We start from the raw sequence: 17,241 nt of genomic DNA, 5'->3' as shown, positions 1-17,241 counted from the left end.
TCGATTTTTAAATCCCCTTTAAACGAATCTTTTGTCCATAAAACGGCATTGTAGGCATCATCTCCTTCGATGTTTCCTGGATTAAAAAGCATTCCTTCTTTTGTGTTTTTAATATCAGCATGAAGTCCGTCCAAAAACCATTTGGATCGCCAATCTTTAGTTCCCGAATCATTAAATTGCAGTTGCCATTGTTTGGATTGATTTAGTTTTTCAAAATCAGCTAAGTCTGAATTTTGACTTTTTGCCAAAGTCGAGATAAAAAGTAATAAAATGAGAAGAGTAATTTTATCCATTTTCAATTAATTTGATCCCGAAGTTAGTTATTTATGCTGAAATTACGAACTTGATTCTCACACAACAACTATAAACTAACAATAAACTTCAGCTATCGCTTCGTTTTCCAGCAATTCCACCAAAGTGTTTTCTTCGGCATTCAAATCAGAGTTTTTAGGGTTTGGTTTGTAGTTCCAAATTGTGCCTTTTTCAAAAGCGGCAATTACTGTTGGATGCACATAATATTTTTTGCAAACCGTGCGTGTGTTTCCCAATTTTGAAGCCACTTCGTCAAGAACCTGAACGATTTTGCGTTTGCAATCAGTTTGATTTTCCGCTGGAGTCAATTGTTGAAAAGCTATTAAAGCATTTACCGTTCCAGACCAAGCACGAAAATCTTTTGCAGTAAAATCTTGTTGGGTTATTTCTTTTAAATAATTATTAATATCTGCTGAACCGATGCAATGATGTTTGCCATCGTCATCATAATATTGAAACAAATCCTGACCAGGAATATCTTTGCATTTTTTTACAAGATTGGCTAACTTTTTACTTTGAATGCTGATTTTATGGCTAACACCTTTTTTTCCAATAAAATTGAAATAGATTTTTGAATCCTGGAAACGAACATGCTTGTCCTGTAAAGTTGTCAAACCAAAAGACCCGTACAATTTTTTATAAGCCTCATTACCAATTCGAATATTGGTCAGTTCAATTAATTTAATGACTAGCGCCATGACTTTTTCGTATGGAAGTCCGCTTCGGTTTAAATCTTTATCGACTTTTTGGCGTATGTAAGGTAGAGCATTTGCAAAACTTCGCAGCCTGTAAAATTTGGATTGGTTTCGTATTTTATTCCACTGCGGGTGATAGCGGTATTGTTTTCGACCTTTTGCATCGATACCAGTTGCTTGAAGATGCCCATTTTCATAAGGCGAAATCCAAACAGATTCCCAAGCGGGAGGAATGACCAATTTTTTGATTCTTTCGAGAATTTCTTTGTCACGAAGCACTTTTTTACAATGATCAACAAAAATAAAATCGCCATTTTTTCTCTGACGATAATAGCCTGAATCACACTTTACAGCATAGCGCAATCCTATGGATTTTGCAGTGATTTTTGAATCTCGGCCAATTTTTTCGAGTTTAGATTGTAAGCGTTTCATTGCAATAAATTAATCGAATTTGGTCTGGTCTTTTTGCCCTTTTATGGCTAAATCATTCAAAACCATTGCAGCACTTTTATCGGTATAGGCAGATAATCCAGCCACATAAACACCTTTTTCGCCAGTGTTAGATTTTATACCAAAAACGGTAGCTTCATCTCCAGGATCGCTTTCACCTTCATAACGATAAATGTGTACGATTTGGAAGTCATTCGGATTATTAATGATTTTAGATTCCTGAATGTTGAAATCAACTGTAAAACCTTTTTCTTTTAATTCTTCTAATGCTCTCGAAACAGTAGCATAATGATATATTTGTTTGTCCATGACTTTGATTTTTAATAATATATAAAATTAAGTTCATGCGACTTTCTTGCTGTTATAGAATTACAGATTAGAATTGTAAAATTATGTGTTGGCGGCTTTAGATTATCGTATGACATAAAAAAAGAGGTAAGAATGAACTCACCTCTTTATTATTTATTAAAAAATTATTTAATATGTGTATGCGAAAGCTTCCATTTGAGAATCAGTTTGGTTCGTAATAACCACAAATTGAAAGCCTTTTTCTGCGGCTTGTTTTTTTATTCTAATAAAAGCCTGTTCGATCCAATCTAATTTGGTTTGTCCTTTGGGTTTATGAATTGTGGTCGTTAATGTTGCGACCTGATTCAAGCCATTTATCTGAGAATTGGTTAAAAGTTGAACTTTTTTATAACCAGATTTTCCAGAGACATCTACTTTTGAATTTTCAATTAGAACTGCATTTGTTGATTTATCAATTACTTTGTCAATCGCAAAAAGACTTATTTCATTTACGGTACTGCTTCCCGGCAGCGAATAAAAAACCATGTTGTTTTTGGTAGTAACATAATTTACTTCCATTTTTTCTCCATTTTGTTTTACAATAATATGTGAGTCCGCAAATAGAAAGGAAGTAAATAAAGTAAGTGCAAGTGTCAGTATCGTTTTCATAGGTAGTTAATATTTGAATTAAATTTAAGTGTATAAAAATTTTTTTCCGAACACATTGAAGCGTTGGAATTTGTTCTTAAGCAAATAAATGAAATTCGGGAGGCGGATTTGATAAATCCAAAAACACTGATTGAGGTATTGTATTTATGTTATAAAAATTTACAACATTCTCAACTTTTGCCTGAAATGGAATATTGAACGAAGGTGAAAAGTCATAAACTATTTCAAATTTTTTCTCTTCATCAGATTTGCTTTCTGGGAGAGCTTCTTTTTTATCATCAACATTTTTTTCGGATGTTGTTTTTATGATATACGTAACACTAGCGCTAATCCAAGTAAGACTTAACAGCAGGCAGAGGGAATAAAGTGCTATTTTATGTGTTATTTTCATATTGGTAAATATATATTGAAAATCCAGCAAAATCAAATGCTTTAACAGAGTTTTGACTATTTTGATTTGATGATGAAATGCATCAAAAATTATGTAAAGAAGGGAAGCATATATTTTGTTGTTTTATATTTGTGGCAGCAATCCTATTTGGTGAATTAGAATAAATAATTGTATGATAAAGAAGTTGATTTTTTTAATGGCGGTAATTTTTTGTCTCTATAGTTGTAATAAGAAAGAAACTAACGGTAAGATCAGAAAATTTTACAAAGCTTCACAAGGAGATAGTATAGCTTATCTTTCATTGGTTTTTACAAAAAATACTTTTTATGGTGAATACGAAATTAGATATGGTCAGTTAGGAAAAGATTCTGGAGCCGTTCGTGGAAATCGCTTTAGAGATACTTTAAAGGGGGATTTTTGCTATAGATCTTATGGTGGTGATATAAAGAGAGCTCCTTTTGTTGTACTTGAAAAGGATCAAAATCTAAAACTTGGCACAGGAATAATATCAACTTATATGACTATACCTTTTTATGTAAAAGGTACTTTAAAATTCAAAGAATCCAATTTTTTGTTTGAACCAATTGATAAAAAACAATTCGAAAATTCATTTAAGTAAGATGTTTTTTTAAGAATCAGTTTTATTATTTCTTTAAAATTCCTTTTTCAACGCTTTCATTAATTAAATTTTCGGCATAATTCCAGATGGATTCAGAACCATTTCCAATTACTTTTTTCTTATCATAGACTTTTTGATAGGGCACATTATATTCTACCCAAGTTCCTCCATTATTTGAAGTATTTTGAAGCAAAGGCTCAAACCGATCCATTGATTTTGCAAATTTTGCTTCATCAGTCAGACCATCTTCAAATTCTTGCCAGATAGCAATAAACTCTTCGGCTTGTTCTGTTGGCAAAAGACCAAAAATTCTCTTCGCTGCAATTAATTCTTCTTCGGTATTAACATGGTTTTTTGTGGTGTCGTAAAGAAAAACATCACCAGAATCAATTTCGACAATATCATGGATCAGCACCATTTTCATTACTTTTAAAACGTCAATTGGTTTGTTCGAATGTTCAGCTAATACAATGGTCATCATCGCCAAATGCCAGCTGTGCTCAGCGTCATTTTCGCATCGGTCGCTGTTGAATAATTTGGTTTTGCGTTGAATGTATTTTAGCTTGTCAATTTCTTTGATGAAAGCTACTTGTTTTAATAAATTTTCAGTCTGCATTATATTTTAAATTTTGAAAGAATGGCATTGGCAATATTACATTTGAATGTTGAGGTATTTATTCTTCGGGGCTGATGTATTTCAGTGCTTCGTCTAATTGTGTGGTGTCAAAATATTTTTCTTCGAAAGCGGAATTAAATAAACTCAGGACCTTGTTTTCAATTTTGACAACTGTCTCGATAAAATCAGAATGGGTTACAACAGCGCAACGTCCTAGTTTGCCAAAGTGTGTCATTCCCCAAAATTCGCCTTTTAAGAAGCCTTTTATTTCCATGTTTTTCATTATCGACATGTCTTTGACTTTGATTAGTATGTTGACATGTGCAAAACCCTGGCTTATTTTTTCTTCAAAAAGTTTTTCGATTAATTGTGCGTCTGTCTCTGTGAAATTTTCAGTTATTTCCAAAGCGAGAGCATTTCCCTTGAATGTTTTAATTTGAGTGAGCATGATATAAATTTTTAAAATGAAACTCTTTGCAAGTTACAAATTATGATTGCAGATTAATGAACTATGATTTTAGATTGGAGATTTTGAATCTTGACTTTTGAAGTTGAATCTTGACTTTTGCGTGAGGGATAGAAGCAATCCGCCGCAGCGGAGCGGATAGCCCGACCGCGTTGAGTAAAGGGGCTTTGTAAGCGTTCATATAAGTAAGCCACTTTACTGAACGTGGTCACGCCCAGATTTTAATTTTAGTTTTTTGGTTCTATCCAATAAGGATTTGCCTTGAGTTGCTCGACAACATAGCGAATTACTTTTTGTCCTTTCAGACTATTACCTACCTGGTCCAACGGCGGAGAGACCACCGCAATTCCAAATTTGCCAGGACAAACAGCTATTAATGCACCGCCAACGCCGCTTTTGGCGGGAAGTCCAGAATTGTAAAACCAAATTCCGGAATCATCATACAAACCTGCGATTGACATGACTGGCAACGTGTACATTACAGTTGCCTGACTCACTACTTTCTTTTTGGTGATTGGGTTAACGCCGCCATTAGCAAGTGTCGAAGCCATTATTGCGAGGTCTTTTGCAGTCACATTCAAAGCACATTGCTTGGTGTAAATATCAGTAGATTCAACAGGATCAAAATACATTCGGCCGTATGCTTGCAGTAAGTGCGCAATGGCCTGATTGCGCAAATTATCTCCTGCCTCACTTTTGTATACAGGAATATTCATAGAAAGTGGTCTTCCTGCAAAGTCGCTCTGTATTTGCACAATTGATTTCCATTTAGCAATGGAATCGGCACCTTTTACAAGGCTAACAGCGGCAATAGCACCAGGATTTACGAGAGGATTTATTTCTTTTCCTTTTTGCATTTCTATGGCCACAATAGAATTAAAACGCATTCCAGTGGCGTCAACTCCTATTTTGTCCTGGATGACCTGAGGACCTTGTTCGTCCAACACTTTTGCCATTGTAAATACTTTGGAAACGCTTTGTATTGAAACCATTGATGTAATATCTCCTTTTGTGTAAACCGTTCCATCGGTAGTTACGATTGCGATCCCAAAAATATTAGGATCAACATTGGCGAGTTCTTTAATATAATCTGCGTTTTTTCCTCCTTGAAGGTCTTTGAATTTGGTGAATGCTTCATCGATTACATTCTGAATATTCGGTTGAGTAAGTGATTTTTTTTGGGCTTGGATTTTTTCGATTTTGGAAAAATTGACAATCAAAAGAAGAACAATCAAGAATTTTAGATTTTCAAAAAAGAAGAGTTTTTTCATAGTGCTTAATTTTTTAGGGAATTAAAAATAATGGGGGCAACTATCAAAATGATTATAAAGATAATCAATAACTTTTTTTTGGTCTAATTTTTTACGGAATGAATTGTAGGATAGTGAATTGTGATTTTAGAGAATTATTGTATTTCATATTTGGTTTAGAGTAGCGCTGAGTTCAATCCGTGCCTACAAAGAATATAATTTTATTGAGTTGAATCTTTACGGGAGCGGATTGAAAATGCGCACTAGTGGGGTTATGGTAATCCATAACAGAAATCAGACATTTTTCATTGCGAGCTGTATTCTTTCTATTTGTTTTAAATGCCTAATTATATGATTGATGTAAAACTGAAATGTGTCTCCTAATTTTAGTTTAATTAAACTCGAAATTGAAGTTGGAATTTTAACTTTATTCAAGCTTGCGTTTCTAGATTGGTTCAATAAGTCCAAAAGTTTGATTTGCTGACCAATAAATTTATCTATGACAGCTGTGTCAAGCTTTGCATTCAATGGGTTTTTATCTTTAAAAGTTTTCATTTTGTTGAGTTTTTCTTTGGGCAACATACTTTTTGCAAAGTAATTTCCCAATAGTCCACTTTTAAATTCACTTTCGGGTTTGCTGGTAGAAGTTTTTAATTTGGTTTCTATTTGTGGCAAGTAAAAGTCTCCGTACAAATTCAGGTGCTCCAAACATTCTAAAATGCTCCAGGAAGTATTGTTTTCTTTCCACGTTAATGTATTCAAATCAAAGGTTTTTAGGTTTTCAGCCTGATTTGTAATTTGTCTTGTCTGCTCTAAAAACTGCTGTATTAATTTTTCGGATTGCATAATTTCAATTTTTTATACAAATGTTAAAAAAGTATTTTTTAGAAATATTGATTGAAATCAAGATTTTTTGAGTCGTGACAAAGTTTCTGGACTCATTCGCATGTAATTGGCAATATGTTTGTTTGGGATTTCTTGAAAAAGTTGCGGACTTCTTTTTAAAACTCTTTCGTATCTTTCTTTTGGTGAATTAGTCAGAATATCAATTTCGCGTTCCATTTGTTGAATGACCAAATTTTCTAAAATTTTCGTCCACAAAGTTCTGTTGCTTTCAGTTTCCAAAAAAAAATCGATTTGTTGTTTAGTTATCACTTTTATGATGGTTTTTTTGATCGCCTGTATAAATAAGTCAGAAGGCTTTTCTGTTAAAAAAGAGTCTAACGAAACAATTATATTTTCTTTGTACCCAAACCGAATCGTTTGTTCTTCATAATCGTCCAAAACAAAAATTCTCAAACTTCCACTTTCCACATAATAAATATTGGTGTCAATACTACCTTTTACTTTCAGAAATTCGTTTCTGTTGATGGTGATTGTCTTGTTAGAAAGTGCAACAATTTCTTTCATTGTTTGTAAATCTTAAAGGTTTAGTATGTTAGATGAGTTGTGGAGATTTATTCCAAAATTATTCTCAAACCAAAGATATTCATTGGTTTAGATTTTACAAAAAAAGTGGACAGGATGATTAGCTTCTAAAAAAAAACGACCGAAAAATTAATTTCAGTCGTTTACTATTTAGCGATTTTAAAATCTATCCTAAGAAAGCTTTTAATTCCTCGTATGTTTTAATTTTGGTACTTACTTTCTCTTTGTTCATTACGCTTTCTATTTGCTGCGGTAATGGTAAAGTTACTCCTAAAGCTGGCTCTACTACATCCAAGAACTTGATAGGATGTGCGGTTTCAAGAAAGATACCAATTGCGTTTGGAATGTTTTGTAATTCTTTTTTCAGTCCCAAATAACCAACAGCGCCGTGTGGTTCTGCGATGTAACCTCTTTGGTTGTAAATGGCTTTCATTGCTACCAAAGTTTCTTCGTCAGTATAAGTGTACGAACTAAAATCTTTTTTGAATTGCTCCAAATCATTTTGGTACATCTCCTGAATACGGATAAAATTACTTGGGTTCCCAACATCCATAGCATTTGAAATCGTTGCGATAGATGGTTTTGGGTCATAAATTCCGTTAATAAGGAATCTCGGAACAGTATCATTTACATTTGTAGATGCTACGAAATGCTCTACTGGTAATCCTAGTTTTTTGGCAATGATTCCTGCGCAAATATTTCCGAAGTTTCCACTTGGGCAAGAGAAAATTAATGGTTTGTTTTGCGATTTCAATGCTTTGTAAGCAAAGAAGAAGTAAAACATTTGCGGCAACCAACGCGCAATATTAATAGAATTGGCAGAAGTCAGGTGTACGTGTTCTAAATCTTTGTCCAAAAACGCTTTTTTGACCATGTCTTGGCAATCATCAAAAACACCATCTACTTCAAGAGCTTTTATGTTTTGCCCCAAAGTCGTTAACTGTTTTTCTTGAATGTCGCTTACTTTTCCAGAAGGATAAAGAATCACTACATCAACACCTTGAACACCTAGAAAACCACTGGCAACAGCACCTCCAGTATCTCCAGAAGTTGCTACTAATACAGTATTTTTGTTATCTTTTTTGTCTTTATTAAAATAGCCTAAACAACGTGACATGAATCTAGCTCCGACATCTTTGAACGCCATTGTAGGTCCATGAAACAATTCAAGGGAATAGATTCCGTTTTCGACTTCCACCAAAGGGAAATCGAAACATAGAGTTTCGGCAATGATTTGTTTTAGAGTATCAGCAGGAATTTCGTCTCCCACAAATTGTTTGATCGCTTCAAAAGCAATTTCTTCATGTGATAAATTTTCGATATTGTCAAAAAAACTTTGAGCTAGGGGAGTAATTGTTTCAGGGAAATACAAACCTTTATCGGTTGCCAATCCTTGAATTACTGCTTCTTGAAACGAAACGTTTGGTGCATTATGGTTTAAACTGTAATATTTCATTTTTTTTAAGTCCTTAGTTGTTAGTCTTTAGTTTTTAGTGATTAGTCCTTAGTAATAAGCATAAAACTATGGACTAATCACTAATTACTAAATTATTTTCATTCCTTCGTCATTTACTTTAGAAACGTGAATTTCGTATGGTAAATTCATTTCTTCGTAAACAGCACTCATGGCTTTGGCGATTTTATCGGCGTTTTCTTTCCCTTTGCTTAATGCGAAAATAGAAGGACCAGAACCTGATATTCCAGAACCTAAAGCGCCATTTTCGTAAGCAGTTTGTTTTATTAAATCAAATCCGGGAATCAACATTGAGCGAATCGGTTCGATGATTTCGTCGTGTAACGAACGTCCGATCAATTCATAATCTTGAGTGTATAATCCTGCTACCAATCCGCCAACATTTCCCCATTGCGTAATAGCACTTTTTAGAGAAACGTTTTGCTTTAATACCGAACGGGCATCAGATGTTTTTAACTCAATTTGAGGATGGACTACCGTAGCATATAATTCAGATGGGCTGTCGATTTTGATAATATCCAAAGGATTTGAACTTCGCACTAATGTAAAGCCTCCCAAAAGAGCAGGGGCAACATTATCGGCATGAGCGTTTCCACTAGCAAGTTTTTCGCCTTGCATAGCAAATTTTACTAATTCTTTTCTAGTAAAAGGACGACCTAGTAATTCATTGATTCCAAAAACCGCACCGGCTGAACTAGCAGCACTGCTTCCAATTCCGCTTCCCGCTTTGATGTTTTTGTAGATTTCAATTTCAAAACCAAATTCAGTTTCCACTTCTTCCAGCATTGCCAGAGCAGCAACACCTGAAACGTTGTTTTCGGTCTCCATTGGTAAATCGGCACCGACTATTTTGGTAATGCGAACACCTTTCACATCTGATTTGCGGACAATCATTTCGTCACCAGCAGTGGCCAAACATAATCCGAGTACATCAAAACCACACGAAAGATTCGCAATTGTAGCGGGGCAAAATAGTTTTATTTCATTCATTTTTTTATAGATTCTAAGAAACTGAGTTTCTAAGTTTCTGAGATGGCTTAGCATCTTAGAGACTTAGAATCTCAGTAACTTATTTTAAACATTTCCTATTCGAATTACATCTGCAAATATACCAGAAGCAGTAACCGCTGCTCCGGCACCAGCACCTTTGATTAATAACGGCTGATCAACATAACGATCTGTATAGAATAAAACAATGTTGTCTTTTCCTTCCAAATTATAAAACGGGTGATCTTTTGGTATGAATTGTAGACCTACGCTTGCTTTTCCATCCTCGAATTGAGCGACAAATTTTAATCTGCTTTCTTTTTCATTTGCTTCCGCTAAAATAGATTCGAAGTGTCTTGCATGTTCTTTTAATGAGGCAAAAAATGCTTCATTATTAGTTGTTCCCATGCAGTCTTTTGGGAGGAAAGATTTGTTTTCGATATCATCAATTTCCATTTGATAACCACTTTCACGAATCAAAATAAGAATCTTTCTGGCTACGTCAATTCCACTTAAATCTATTTTTGGATCTGGCTCTGTAAACCCCTGAACACCAGCCTCTTTCACAACGTCATGAAAAGTATTATTTTCATCAAAATTATTGAAAATAAAATTCAGACTTCCTGACAAAACGGCTTGAATTTTATGTACTTTATCACCAGAAGCAATTAAGTTTTTTACTGTATCAATGATTGGCAATCCAGCTCCAACATTTGTTTCAAAAAGAAAAGGAGCATTAAATTGACGAGATAAATTTTTTAGCTTTTTATAATTATCATAAGCCGATGAACAAGCGATTTTGTTACAAGTTACAACTGCAACATTTTGATTTAAATATTGCTCGTATGTTTTAGAAACTTCTTCATTCGCAGTAATATCAACAAAAATACTGTTACGTAAATTAAGCGCTTTTACTTTTGCTATAAATTCTTCTTTGTTTGCAGTTTCTCCATTTTCCAAAAGAGATTGCCAGTGTTTTAGTGAAATTCCATCCTCGTCAAAATGCATTTTTCTGGAATTGGAAACAGCAATAACTCTAAGGTTTATTTTTAGATTTTCTCTTAAGAATTTCTTTTGTTGATGGATTTGTTCGATGAATTTTTCACCTACGTTTCCAACACCCATTACAAACAAGTTTAATTGTTTGGTGTTTTCTTCGAAGAAATTTTCGTGTAATGTGTTCAATGCTTTTTTAACATCTCTTTCATTGATAACTACCGAGATGTTTCTTTCGGAAGCACCTTGCGCAATTGCACGGATGTTGACGTTGTTTTTACCTAAAGTGCTAAACATTCTTCCGCTTAAACCTTGGTGGTTTTTCATGTTTTCACCAACCAAAGCAATAATGCAAAGATTTTGTTCAACGATACAAGGATCAACTTTATTTTGAGCAATTTCTATCTGGAACGCTTTGTTGATCGCAATTTCAGCAGTTTCAGCATCCGAATTTAAAATACCAATACAAATAGAGTGCTCTGATGACGCTTGAGTAATAAAAATAACGTTGATACTTTCATTAGACAAAACCTCAAATAAACGTTTTGAAGAACCCGCAACTCCAATCATTCCTGAACCTTCAAGAGTAATCAAAGTAATATTATCAATATGAGTAATTCCTTTTACTGGATTTGTATGATCAGTAACAATATCAGAAATCAAAGTTCCCTCGGCTTTTGTCTCAAAAGTGTTTTTGATTATTATTGGAATGTTTTTTTGTAAAACCGGTTGAATTGTTGGTGGATATAAAACTTTAGCACCAAAATGAGACAATTCCATTGCTTCTTGATATGATATTGTAGCAATAGGTCTGGCTTGTTTTACGATTTTTGGATTAGCAGTAAACATTCCGTTTACGTCTGTCCAGATTTCTAATTCACTTGCATTCAAAGCGCCAGCTATAATCGCTGCAGTATAATCAGATCCACCGCGTCCTAAAGTAGTGATAATTCCGTCCATAGAAAGCGCTATGAAACCAGGCATTACAGTTACTAAAGCATCATTTGATTTGAAGTGATCAATTATAAGTTGATTGGTAACGTCAAAGTTTACGGCAGCTTTACCAAATTGATTATTAGTTTTAATCAATTCGCGGCTGTCTTTATAAGCGCTGTTTTTTAATTTTTGTTTTAATGCTTCGGCAATGATGTAAGATGATAACAATTCGCCAAAACTTAGTATTGTATCTAGAGTTCTTGGAGATAATTCGCCTAAAAGAAAACATCCATCCAATAATGTTTCTAAATGATTGATGATTCTTTTAATATGACTTAATGAACCGCTTTGTTCGCTAACAGGAATAAGTTGTTTAAGAGCGTCTAAATGTTTTTTCTCAATGTCTGAAACAATTTCTTTAAAGCTTTCATCATTTGAAGCGGCTTTTGAAGCTGCTGCTTGTAACAAATCCGTTACTTTGCTTAAGGCTGATACTACCACAACAAGTTTTTCTTCTTGTGCTTTATTAAGAACTATATCTAAAACTAATTTTATGTTTTCTGCATTGGCTACCGAAGTACCACCAAATTTTAATACTCTCATAACAAGTTTGTATTTGTTTTATGTAAATTTGAATTGCTGATTAAAAATTACTATTCTGAAATTCAGCGATTTTGATGTTTTTTATTTTGATTGCAAAATGGTTTCTATGCACCCATGACTTTCTTTCTTTATCAAAAAAAGTATAGCAAACCGGATTATATGTTGAATGTATACCCCTAAGGGGTAGTAATTGTAGTAGATGTAGTTGTAACAGCAAGAGCAACCCAAATTTGAGTTGTTATCGAAGAGTGATATGTACTGTTAAATTTTTTCATTTTGATTTCCCAAAAGTACTGTTTTTTATAAAAAGACAAAGCTTTAATGAATGTTTTTGCGAATATTTTAACAATTATTTTTTAATAGCTATCCAAATTTGATATTGAATAATTTATTATCTGATTTTTTGAGATTATGTTTGTTTTTAATCGAGTCAAATGAATGTTTTTAAAGCTAATTTTGATGGGTATCCGATAGAATTTGAACGTAAAAAGTAGTTGTGATGAGAAAATTTTTTATAAAATGATCTACTTTAAAAGGAAATAAGCAATGTAAGCCCTGTTACCTTTGGTATATTTGGTTTTTTAAATTATTATCAAAAAACATTGCTTTTTAATATTGATTTGTAGAATTTTGACATTTATAATCAAGTCAAATGGAGAATATACATTATATAAGTACCGACCTGCTTTCTTTTGAAATTTTAGAAGAAATTTTATCTCACAATAAGATTCTAAAGCTTTCAGATTTAGCAAAAAATAACATTCAGAAATGCAGAGACTTTTTGGATGCTAAAATGGCTTCACATTCAGAGCCAATTTATGGGATAAATACAGGTTTTGGTTCTCTTTGTAATGTGAAAATTTCAAACGAAAATTTATCAAAGCTTCAAGAAAACCTTGTGAAATCACATGCTTGTGGTACAGGTGAAGAAGTGCCAAATGAAATTGTAAAATTAATGTTGTTGCTCAAAATTCAATCATTAAGTTACGGTCATTCTGGAATTCAGTTACAAACTGTCGAGCGATTAGTAGATTTTTACAACAACGATGTTTTGCCGGTAATTTATACGCAAGGATCTTTGGGAGCTTCAGGGGATTTAGCTCCATTGGCACATTTGTCATTACCATTATTAGGAGAAGGTGAAGTTTGGTTTGGAGGTAAAAAAATCAATTCAAGCGAAGTTTTAGATCACTTTGGTTGGGAACCAATTGTTTTGCAATCCAAAGAAGGTTTGGCTTTGTTAAACGGAACTCAATTTATGAGCGCATATGGAGCCCACATCGTAATGAAAACTAGTAAACTTTCTTTTTTTGCTGATCTTATAGGAGCAATTTCTTTGGAAGGATTTGATGGAAGAATAGAACCTTTTAATGAATTGATTCATTACATCAGGCCTCATAATGGTCAAATCGCAACAGCCAAAAGAGTAAAAGATTTTCTGGATGGTAGCGAAATTATTGAACAGCCAAAAACATATGTTCAAGATCCGTACTCTTTCCGTTGCATTCCGCAAGTTCATGGTGCTTCAAAAGATGCTTTTGATTATGTAAAGAAAGTATTCAAAACTGAAATAAATTCGGTAACTGATAATCCTAATATATTTATAGAAAGCGATCAGATTATTTCTGGCGGAAATTTTCATGGACAGCCTTTGGCGTTAGCTTTAGATTTTATGGCTATTGCTTTGGCAGAATTAGGAAGTATTTCTGAGCGTAGAACCTATCAACTAATTTCAGGATTGCGTAATCTTCCAGCGTTTTTGGTAGATAATCCAGGATTAAATTCCGGGTTTATGATTCCGCAATATACTGCCGCAAGTATTGCCAGTCAAAATAAACAGTTGGCGACTCCATCAAGTGTAGATAGTATTGTCTCAAGTAATGGGCAGGAAGATCATGTGAGTATGGGAGCTAATGGAGCTACAAAATGTTTGCGTGTGATGGATAATTTAGAACGAATTTTGGCAATAGAACTTATGAATGCCTCTCAAGCTATCGAATATCGCCGACCTTTACAGTCAAGTGATTTTATAGAAATGTTTTTAAAATCCTACAGAGAAGAAGTTTCTTTAGTAAAAGAAGATAGAATTTTACATTTTGACATAGAAAAAACTGTAAATTTCCTAAATACTTTTCAAATAGAAAACGATTTGTTAACACTGGCTTAACATTGACCGAGAATAATGAACTAATTTTGCACTATAAAAAAACAAAAACAAATGTCATTAAATAGTATCTTCCAATTTTTAGTCCCAAAGGACAAAAAATTCTTTCCTCTTTTCGAAGAAGCCTCTAGCAATTTAATTGAATTAGCTTCAAACTTACACGAAGCAGTTAACCTTCCTTTAAAAGAAAGAGAAGTTATTTTTATAAAAATTGATGAATTAGAACAAAAAGGGGAGGATATTACCCGCCAAACCAATTTAGAATTGAGTAGAAACTTTATCACTCCTTTTGATAGAGAAGATATTCACTCTTTAATTACTTCTATTGATTACGTAGCCGACTATCTTCATGGAGCAGCAACCAGAATGCGCTTGTATCAGGTGGATAAGATTACTAAATCAATTCGCAAAATGACAGAAATCAATTTGGAAGCTTGTCAACATATTGATGTTGCTGTTAAAGAGTTGAAAAACTTGAGTAATATGAAAACGATTACTCATGCTTGTGCAAAAATCAACAAATTAGAAAACAAATCAGATATGGTTTATAATAAAGCTGTATTTGAAATTTTTGAAAACGAAACAGACGCTAAAAATATCATTAAATATAAAGAAGTATTGTCAGTTTTAGAATCTGCAACTGATAAATGTAAGAGTGTTGCCAGTGTTTTAGAATCTATCACAGTAAAACATTCTTAATCTATTCATTCTAAGATATTGATATGACTTTATTATTAATTATTATAGTTCTAGCATTAATTTTTGATTACATCAATGGGTTTCATGATGCGGCCAATGCTATTGCTACTGTTGTTGCGACCAAGGTTTTGTCGCCTTTTCAAGCGGTACTTTGGGCAGCCTTTTTTAACTTTTTGGCTTATTGGGTTTTTGGTTTGGGTGTTGCTAATACCGTTGCAAAGACAGCCGATGCCAGTCAAATCGATTTAGTTGTAATTCTCGCTGGTGTTGTTGCTGCTATTATTTGGAACTTAATTACTTGGTGGCAAGGAATTCCTTCCAGTTCTTCACATACTTTAATTGGTGGTTTTGCTGGTGCAGCTATTGCACATGCAATTACTGTGCATGGATTTTCGGATTATACGATTCTTCAGGACGGAGTACAACACACCAAACATTGGTATGATATCGTGAGTTGGTACAAAGCCGGGAAAGACGGTGGAATGCCTACAGGTGTTATTATTATTATCGCATTTATTGTTCTGGCTCCGTTGTTAGGAGTAATAATGTCGTATTTAATTTCTATTTGGTTATTAAATGCTTCTAGAAAAAGTATTGTGCCTAAGTTGTTTACTATTGCATTGATGATACTTTCTATTTGGTTTGTGTACAGTCAAATCGTTCCATTCGAAAAAATTGAAAAACCACGTTTTGAAAATTCTGTTTTTTGGAGCGTTGTATTTGAATCACATAACATTAAATGGTTTTTGGTAGCTTTTATAATATTATCAATTTCAACATTCGCTTTAGTGTTTAGCAGCTTGAATCTAAATAGAGCTGATGCTGTTTTGAAAAAAATGCAATTATTATCTTCTGCAGCATTTAGTTTAGGACATGGAGGGAATGATTCACAAAAAGTGATGGGGATTATCGCAGCAGCTGTTGCTGTTTACATTAAAACTAGTGGTGTTGATATTTTAAATTTACCACATTGGTTGCAAGTAATACTTCCAGATGATGATAAAGGAATAAAAGGTGTAATGCCAGAATGGATTCCTTTAGCATGTTATACAGCTATTGCAGTTGGAACATTAAGTGGAGGTTGGAAAATCGTAAAAACAATGGGTTCTAAAATCACTAAAGTGACTTCTTTTGAAGGAGTTGCAGCCGAAACAGCAGGAGCTTTGACACTTTATTTTACGGAACATTTTAAAGTGCCGGTAAGTACCACTCATACCATTACAGGTTCTATTATCGGAGTAGGATTAACCAAACGTATTTCTGCAGTTCGTTGGGGAGTAACGGTAAGTTTGCTTTGGGCTTGGGTGCTAACTATTCCAGTTTCGGCCTTACTAGCTTCAATAGTCTATTGGATTCTAAAAATATTTTTATAAAAAGTAAAATTCAATCATAAAAAAACCATTCAGTTCTTTGAATGGTTTTTTTATGCCTTAAAGAATGGTAATTATTTTTGGAGCAGAATCTTTTCAGTAATAATCAACATTTCACCCGCTGTACACTATATCTTTTTCTCGTTGGCAGCAGCGAGAAAAAGGATGCCGTTTCCATCGGGGCTAACAATCTAAATTACGTTTTATAAGGGATATTCTTAAAAAAGGAATGGAGGATTGAATGAATAAAGTAAAATTGATAAAACGAATAAAGATAAACAACTAGAATTGGTGTTTCTATATTATCTAAAATCAATCTGAATACATATATATCAGTTTGAAAATTTAATTCCCCCGAAACAAATCTTTATGATTTTTTCTGCGTTTATAATGAGTTTGTTTTAAATTTTTGTCACCAGTAATAATACTTATGTTTCCATCTATTTCAAGCATCGCCAATTTTACGTCCTTAAAATATTCAATACCATGTTCTCGCATCGCTTCTTTTAATTCTTCAGATGTGATATTTAATTTGCCTAGGGTTTGAAAATCTAAAGTTCCGTTGTGAATCAGGATTTCAGGTTTTTCAAGCATGAATTCACCGAATTTTTGATACTTAAAAATCAGTTTTTTGATAAAAAAATTAATAGCAAAAAGTACAGTTGCAGCAGCAAGACCACCCAAAAGTGTTGTGTTATTACCCACCATCGCATTCTGAACCGAATTGCTAATCAATAAAATCAAAATTACGTCAGCGGTATTGAGTTGTGATAATTCTTTTTTACCAAAAATCCTCAAGGCAATTACCATGAATAAATATACAGCAGT

The 17,241-nt window shown here is 33.5% G+C and carries 17 protein-coding genes and 1 pseudogene; 4 read left to right on the top strand and 14 right to left on the bottom strand.

What is annotated here, in order from left to right:
• The 5 genes and pseudogenes from VLC96_RS10715 to VLC96_RS10695 form a co-directional block, all read right to left on the bottom strand.
• A pseudogene (locus tag VLC96_RS10715) lies at positions 1 to 293 on the bottom strand (hypothetical protein); the annotation flags it as partial.
• Positions 294 to 368: 75 nt separating this feature from the next.
• The gene (locus VLC96_RS10710) at positions 369 to 1,439 is read right to left on the bottom strand and encodes a DNA topoisomerase IB (protein WP_325262828.1); all 1,071 of its coding nucleotides are present in this window, start codon (positions 1,437 to 1,439) and stop codon (positions 369 to 371) included.
• A 9-nt stretch (positions 1,440 to 1,448) separates the two neighbouring features.
• Positions 1,449 to 1,766, bottom strand: a complete 318-nt coding sequence (locus tag VLC96_RS10705) for a hypothetical protein (RefSeq protein ID WP_325262826.1) — start codon at positions 1,764 to 1,766, stop codon at positions 1,449 to 1,451.
• 168 nt (positions 1,767 to 1,934) lie between these two features.
• Positions 1,935 to 2,414, bottom strand: coding sequence for a hypothetical protein (locus VLC96_RS10700; protein WP_325262824.1), 480 nt, complete (start codon positions 2,412 to 2,414; stop codon positions 1,935 to 1,937).
• Between the two features lie 76 nt (positions 2,415 to 2,490).
• Positions 2,491 to 2,805: a hypothetical protein gene (locus tag VLC96_RS10695; protein WP_325262821.1), complete on the bottom strand. Its 315-nt coding sequence runs from the start codon at positions 2,803 to 2,805 to the stop codon at positions 2,491 to 2,493.
• A gap of 172 nt (positions 2,806 to 2,977) precedes the next feature.
• Between VLC96_RS10695 and VLC96_RS10690 the strand changes: the two genes are divergently transcribed.
• A complete protein-coding gene (locus VLC96_RS10690; protein ID WP_325262818.1) occupies positions 2,978 to 3,424 on the top strand; it encodes a hypothetical protein in 447 nt (148 codons plus the stop codon).
• 25 nt (positions 3,425 to 3,449) lie between these two features.
• On the opposite strand, the gene VLC96_RS10685 is transcribed toward VLC96_RS10690, so the two are convergent.
• The 8 genes from VLC96_RS10685 to thrA all read right to left on the bottom strand — a co-directional run bounded on the left by VLC96_RS10685 (position 3,450) and on the right by thrA (position 12,180).
• A complete protein-coding gene (locus tag VLC96_RS10685) occupies positions 3,450 to 4,040 on the bottom strand; it encodes an HD domain-containing protein (protein ID WP_325262816.1) in 591 nt (196 codons plus the stop codon).
• A gap of 58 nt (positions 4,041 to 4,098) precedes the next feature.
• Positions 4,099 to 4,488 carry a SpoIIAA family protein gene (locus VLC96_RS10680; protein ID WP_325262814.1) on the bottom strand — a complete coding sequence of 130 codons (390 nt, stop codon included), beginning with the start codon at positions 4,486 to 4,488 and terminating at the stop codon, positions 4,099 to 4,101.
• A gap of 245 nt (positions 4,489 to 4,733) precedes the next feature.
• Positions 4,734 to 5,777, bottom strand: a complete 1,044-nt coding sequence (gene glsA, locus VLC96_RS10675; protein WP_325262812.1) for a glutaminase A — start codon at positions 5,775 to 5,777, stop codon at positions 4,734 to 4,736.
• 273 nt (positions 5,778 to 6,050) lie between these two features.
• On the bottom strand, positions 6,051 to 6,602 hold the full coding sequence (locus tag VLC96_RS10670) for a DinB family protein (RefSeq protein ID WP_325262810.1): 552 nt from the start codon (positions 6,600 to 6,602) through the stop codon (positions 6,051 to 6,053).
• Between the two features lie 57 nt (positions 6,603 to 6,659).
• Positions 6,660 to 7,166, bottom strand: coding sequence for a Crp/Fnr family transcriptional regulator (locus tag VLC96_RS10665; protein ID WP_325262807.1), 507 nt, complete (start codon positions 7,164 to 7,166; stop codon positions 6,660 to 6,662).
• A 184-nt stretch (positions 7,167 to 7,350) separates the two neighbouring features.
• A complete protein-coding gene (thrC, locus tag VLC96_RS10660) occupies positions 7,351 to 8,640 on the bottom strand; it encodes a threonine synthase (protein WP_325262805.1) in 1,290 nt (429 codons plus the stop codon).
• Between the two features lie 87 nt (positions 8,641 to 8,727).
• Positions 8,728 to 9,648, bottom strand: coding sequence for a homoserine kinase (locus VLC96_RS10655; protein WP_325262803.1), 921 nt, complete (start codon positions 9,646 to 9,648; stop codon positions 8,728 to 8,730).
• Between the two features lie 84 nt (positions 9,649 to 9,732).
• The gene (gene thrA, locus VLC96_RS10650) at positions 9,733 to 12,180 is read right to left on the bottom strand and encodes a bifunctional aspartate kinase/homoserine dehydrogenase I (RefSeq protein ID WP_325262802.1); all 2,448 of its coding nucleotides are present in this window, start codon (positions 12,178 to 12,180) and stop codon (positions 9,733 to 9,735) included.
• Positions 12,181 to 12,832: 652 nt separating this feature from the next.
• Here thrA and hutH point away from each other — a divergent pair.
• Genes hutH through VLC96_RS10635 form a run of 3 tightly spaced genes read left to right on the top strand, consistent with a single transcriptional unit; the run spans position 12,833 to position 16,416 of the window.
• Entirely contained in the window at positions 12,833 to 14,347 is a 1,515-nt protein-coding gene (gene hutH, locus VLC96_RS10645) for a histidine ammonia-lyase (protein WP_325262800.1), read from the top strand.
• Between the two features lie 51 nt (positions 14,348 to 14,398).
• Positions 14,399 to 15,043: a DUF47 domain-containing protein gene (locus VLC96_RS10640; protein WP_325262798.1), complete on the top strand. Its 645-nt coding sequence runs from the start codon at positions 14,399 to 14,401 to the stop codon at positions 15,041 to 15,043.
• Positions 15,044 to 15,066: 23 nt separating this feature from the next.
• Positions 15,067 to 16,416, top strand: coding sequence for an inorganic phosphate transporter (locus VLC96_RS10635; RefSeq protein WP_325262795.1), 1,350 nt, complete (start codon positions 15,067 to 15,069; stop codon positions 16,414 to 16,416).
• 342 nt (positions 16,417 to 16,758) lie between these two features.
• Here VLC96_RS10635 and VLC96_RS10630 read toward each other — a convergent pair.
• Positions 16,759 to 17,241, bottom strand: a 483-nt coding sequence (locus tag VLC96_RS10630) for a DUF421 domain-containing protein (protein ID WP_325262793.1), incomplete at its 5' end; no start/stop codon positions are given.

It is taken from the genome of Flavobacterium sp., assembly GCF_035456085.1.
Lineage (GTDB): Bacteria > Bacteroidota > Bacteroidia > Flavobacteriales > Flavobacteriaceae > Flavobacterium.
Note: the sequence above shows the minus strand (reverse complement) of the source record. Positions and strands in the feature narration are given on the sequence as shown.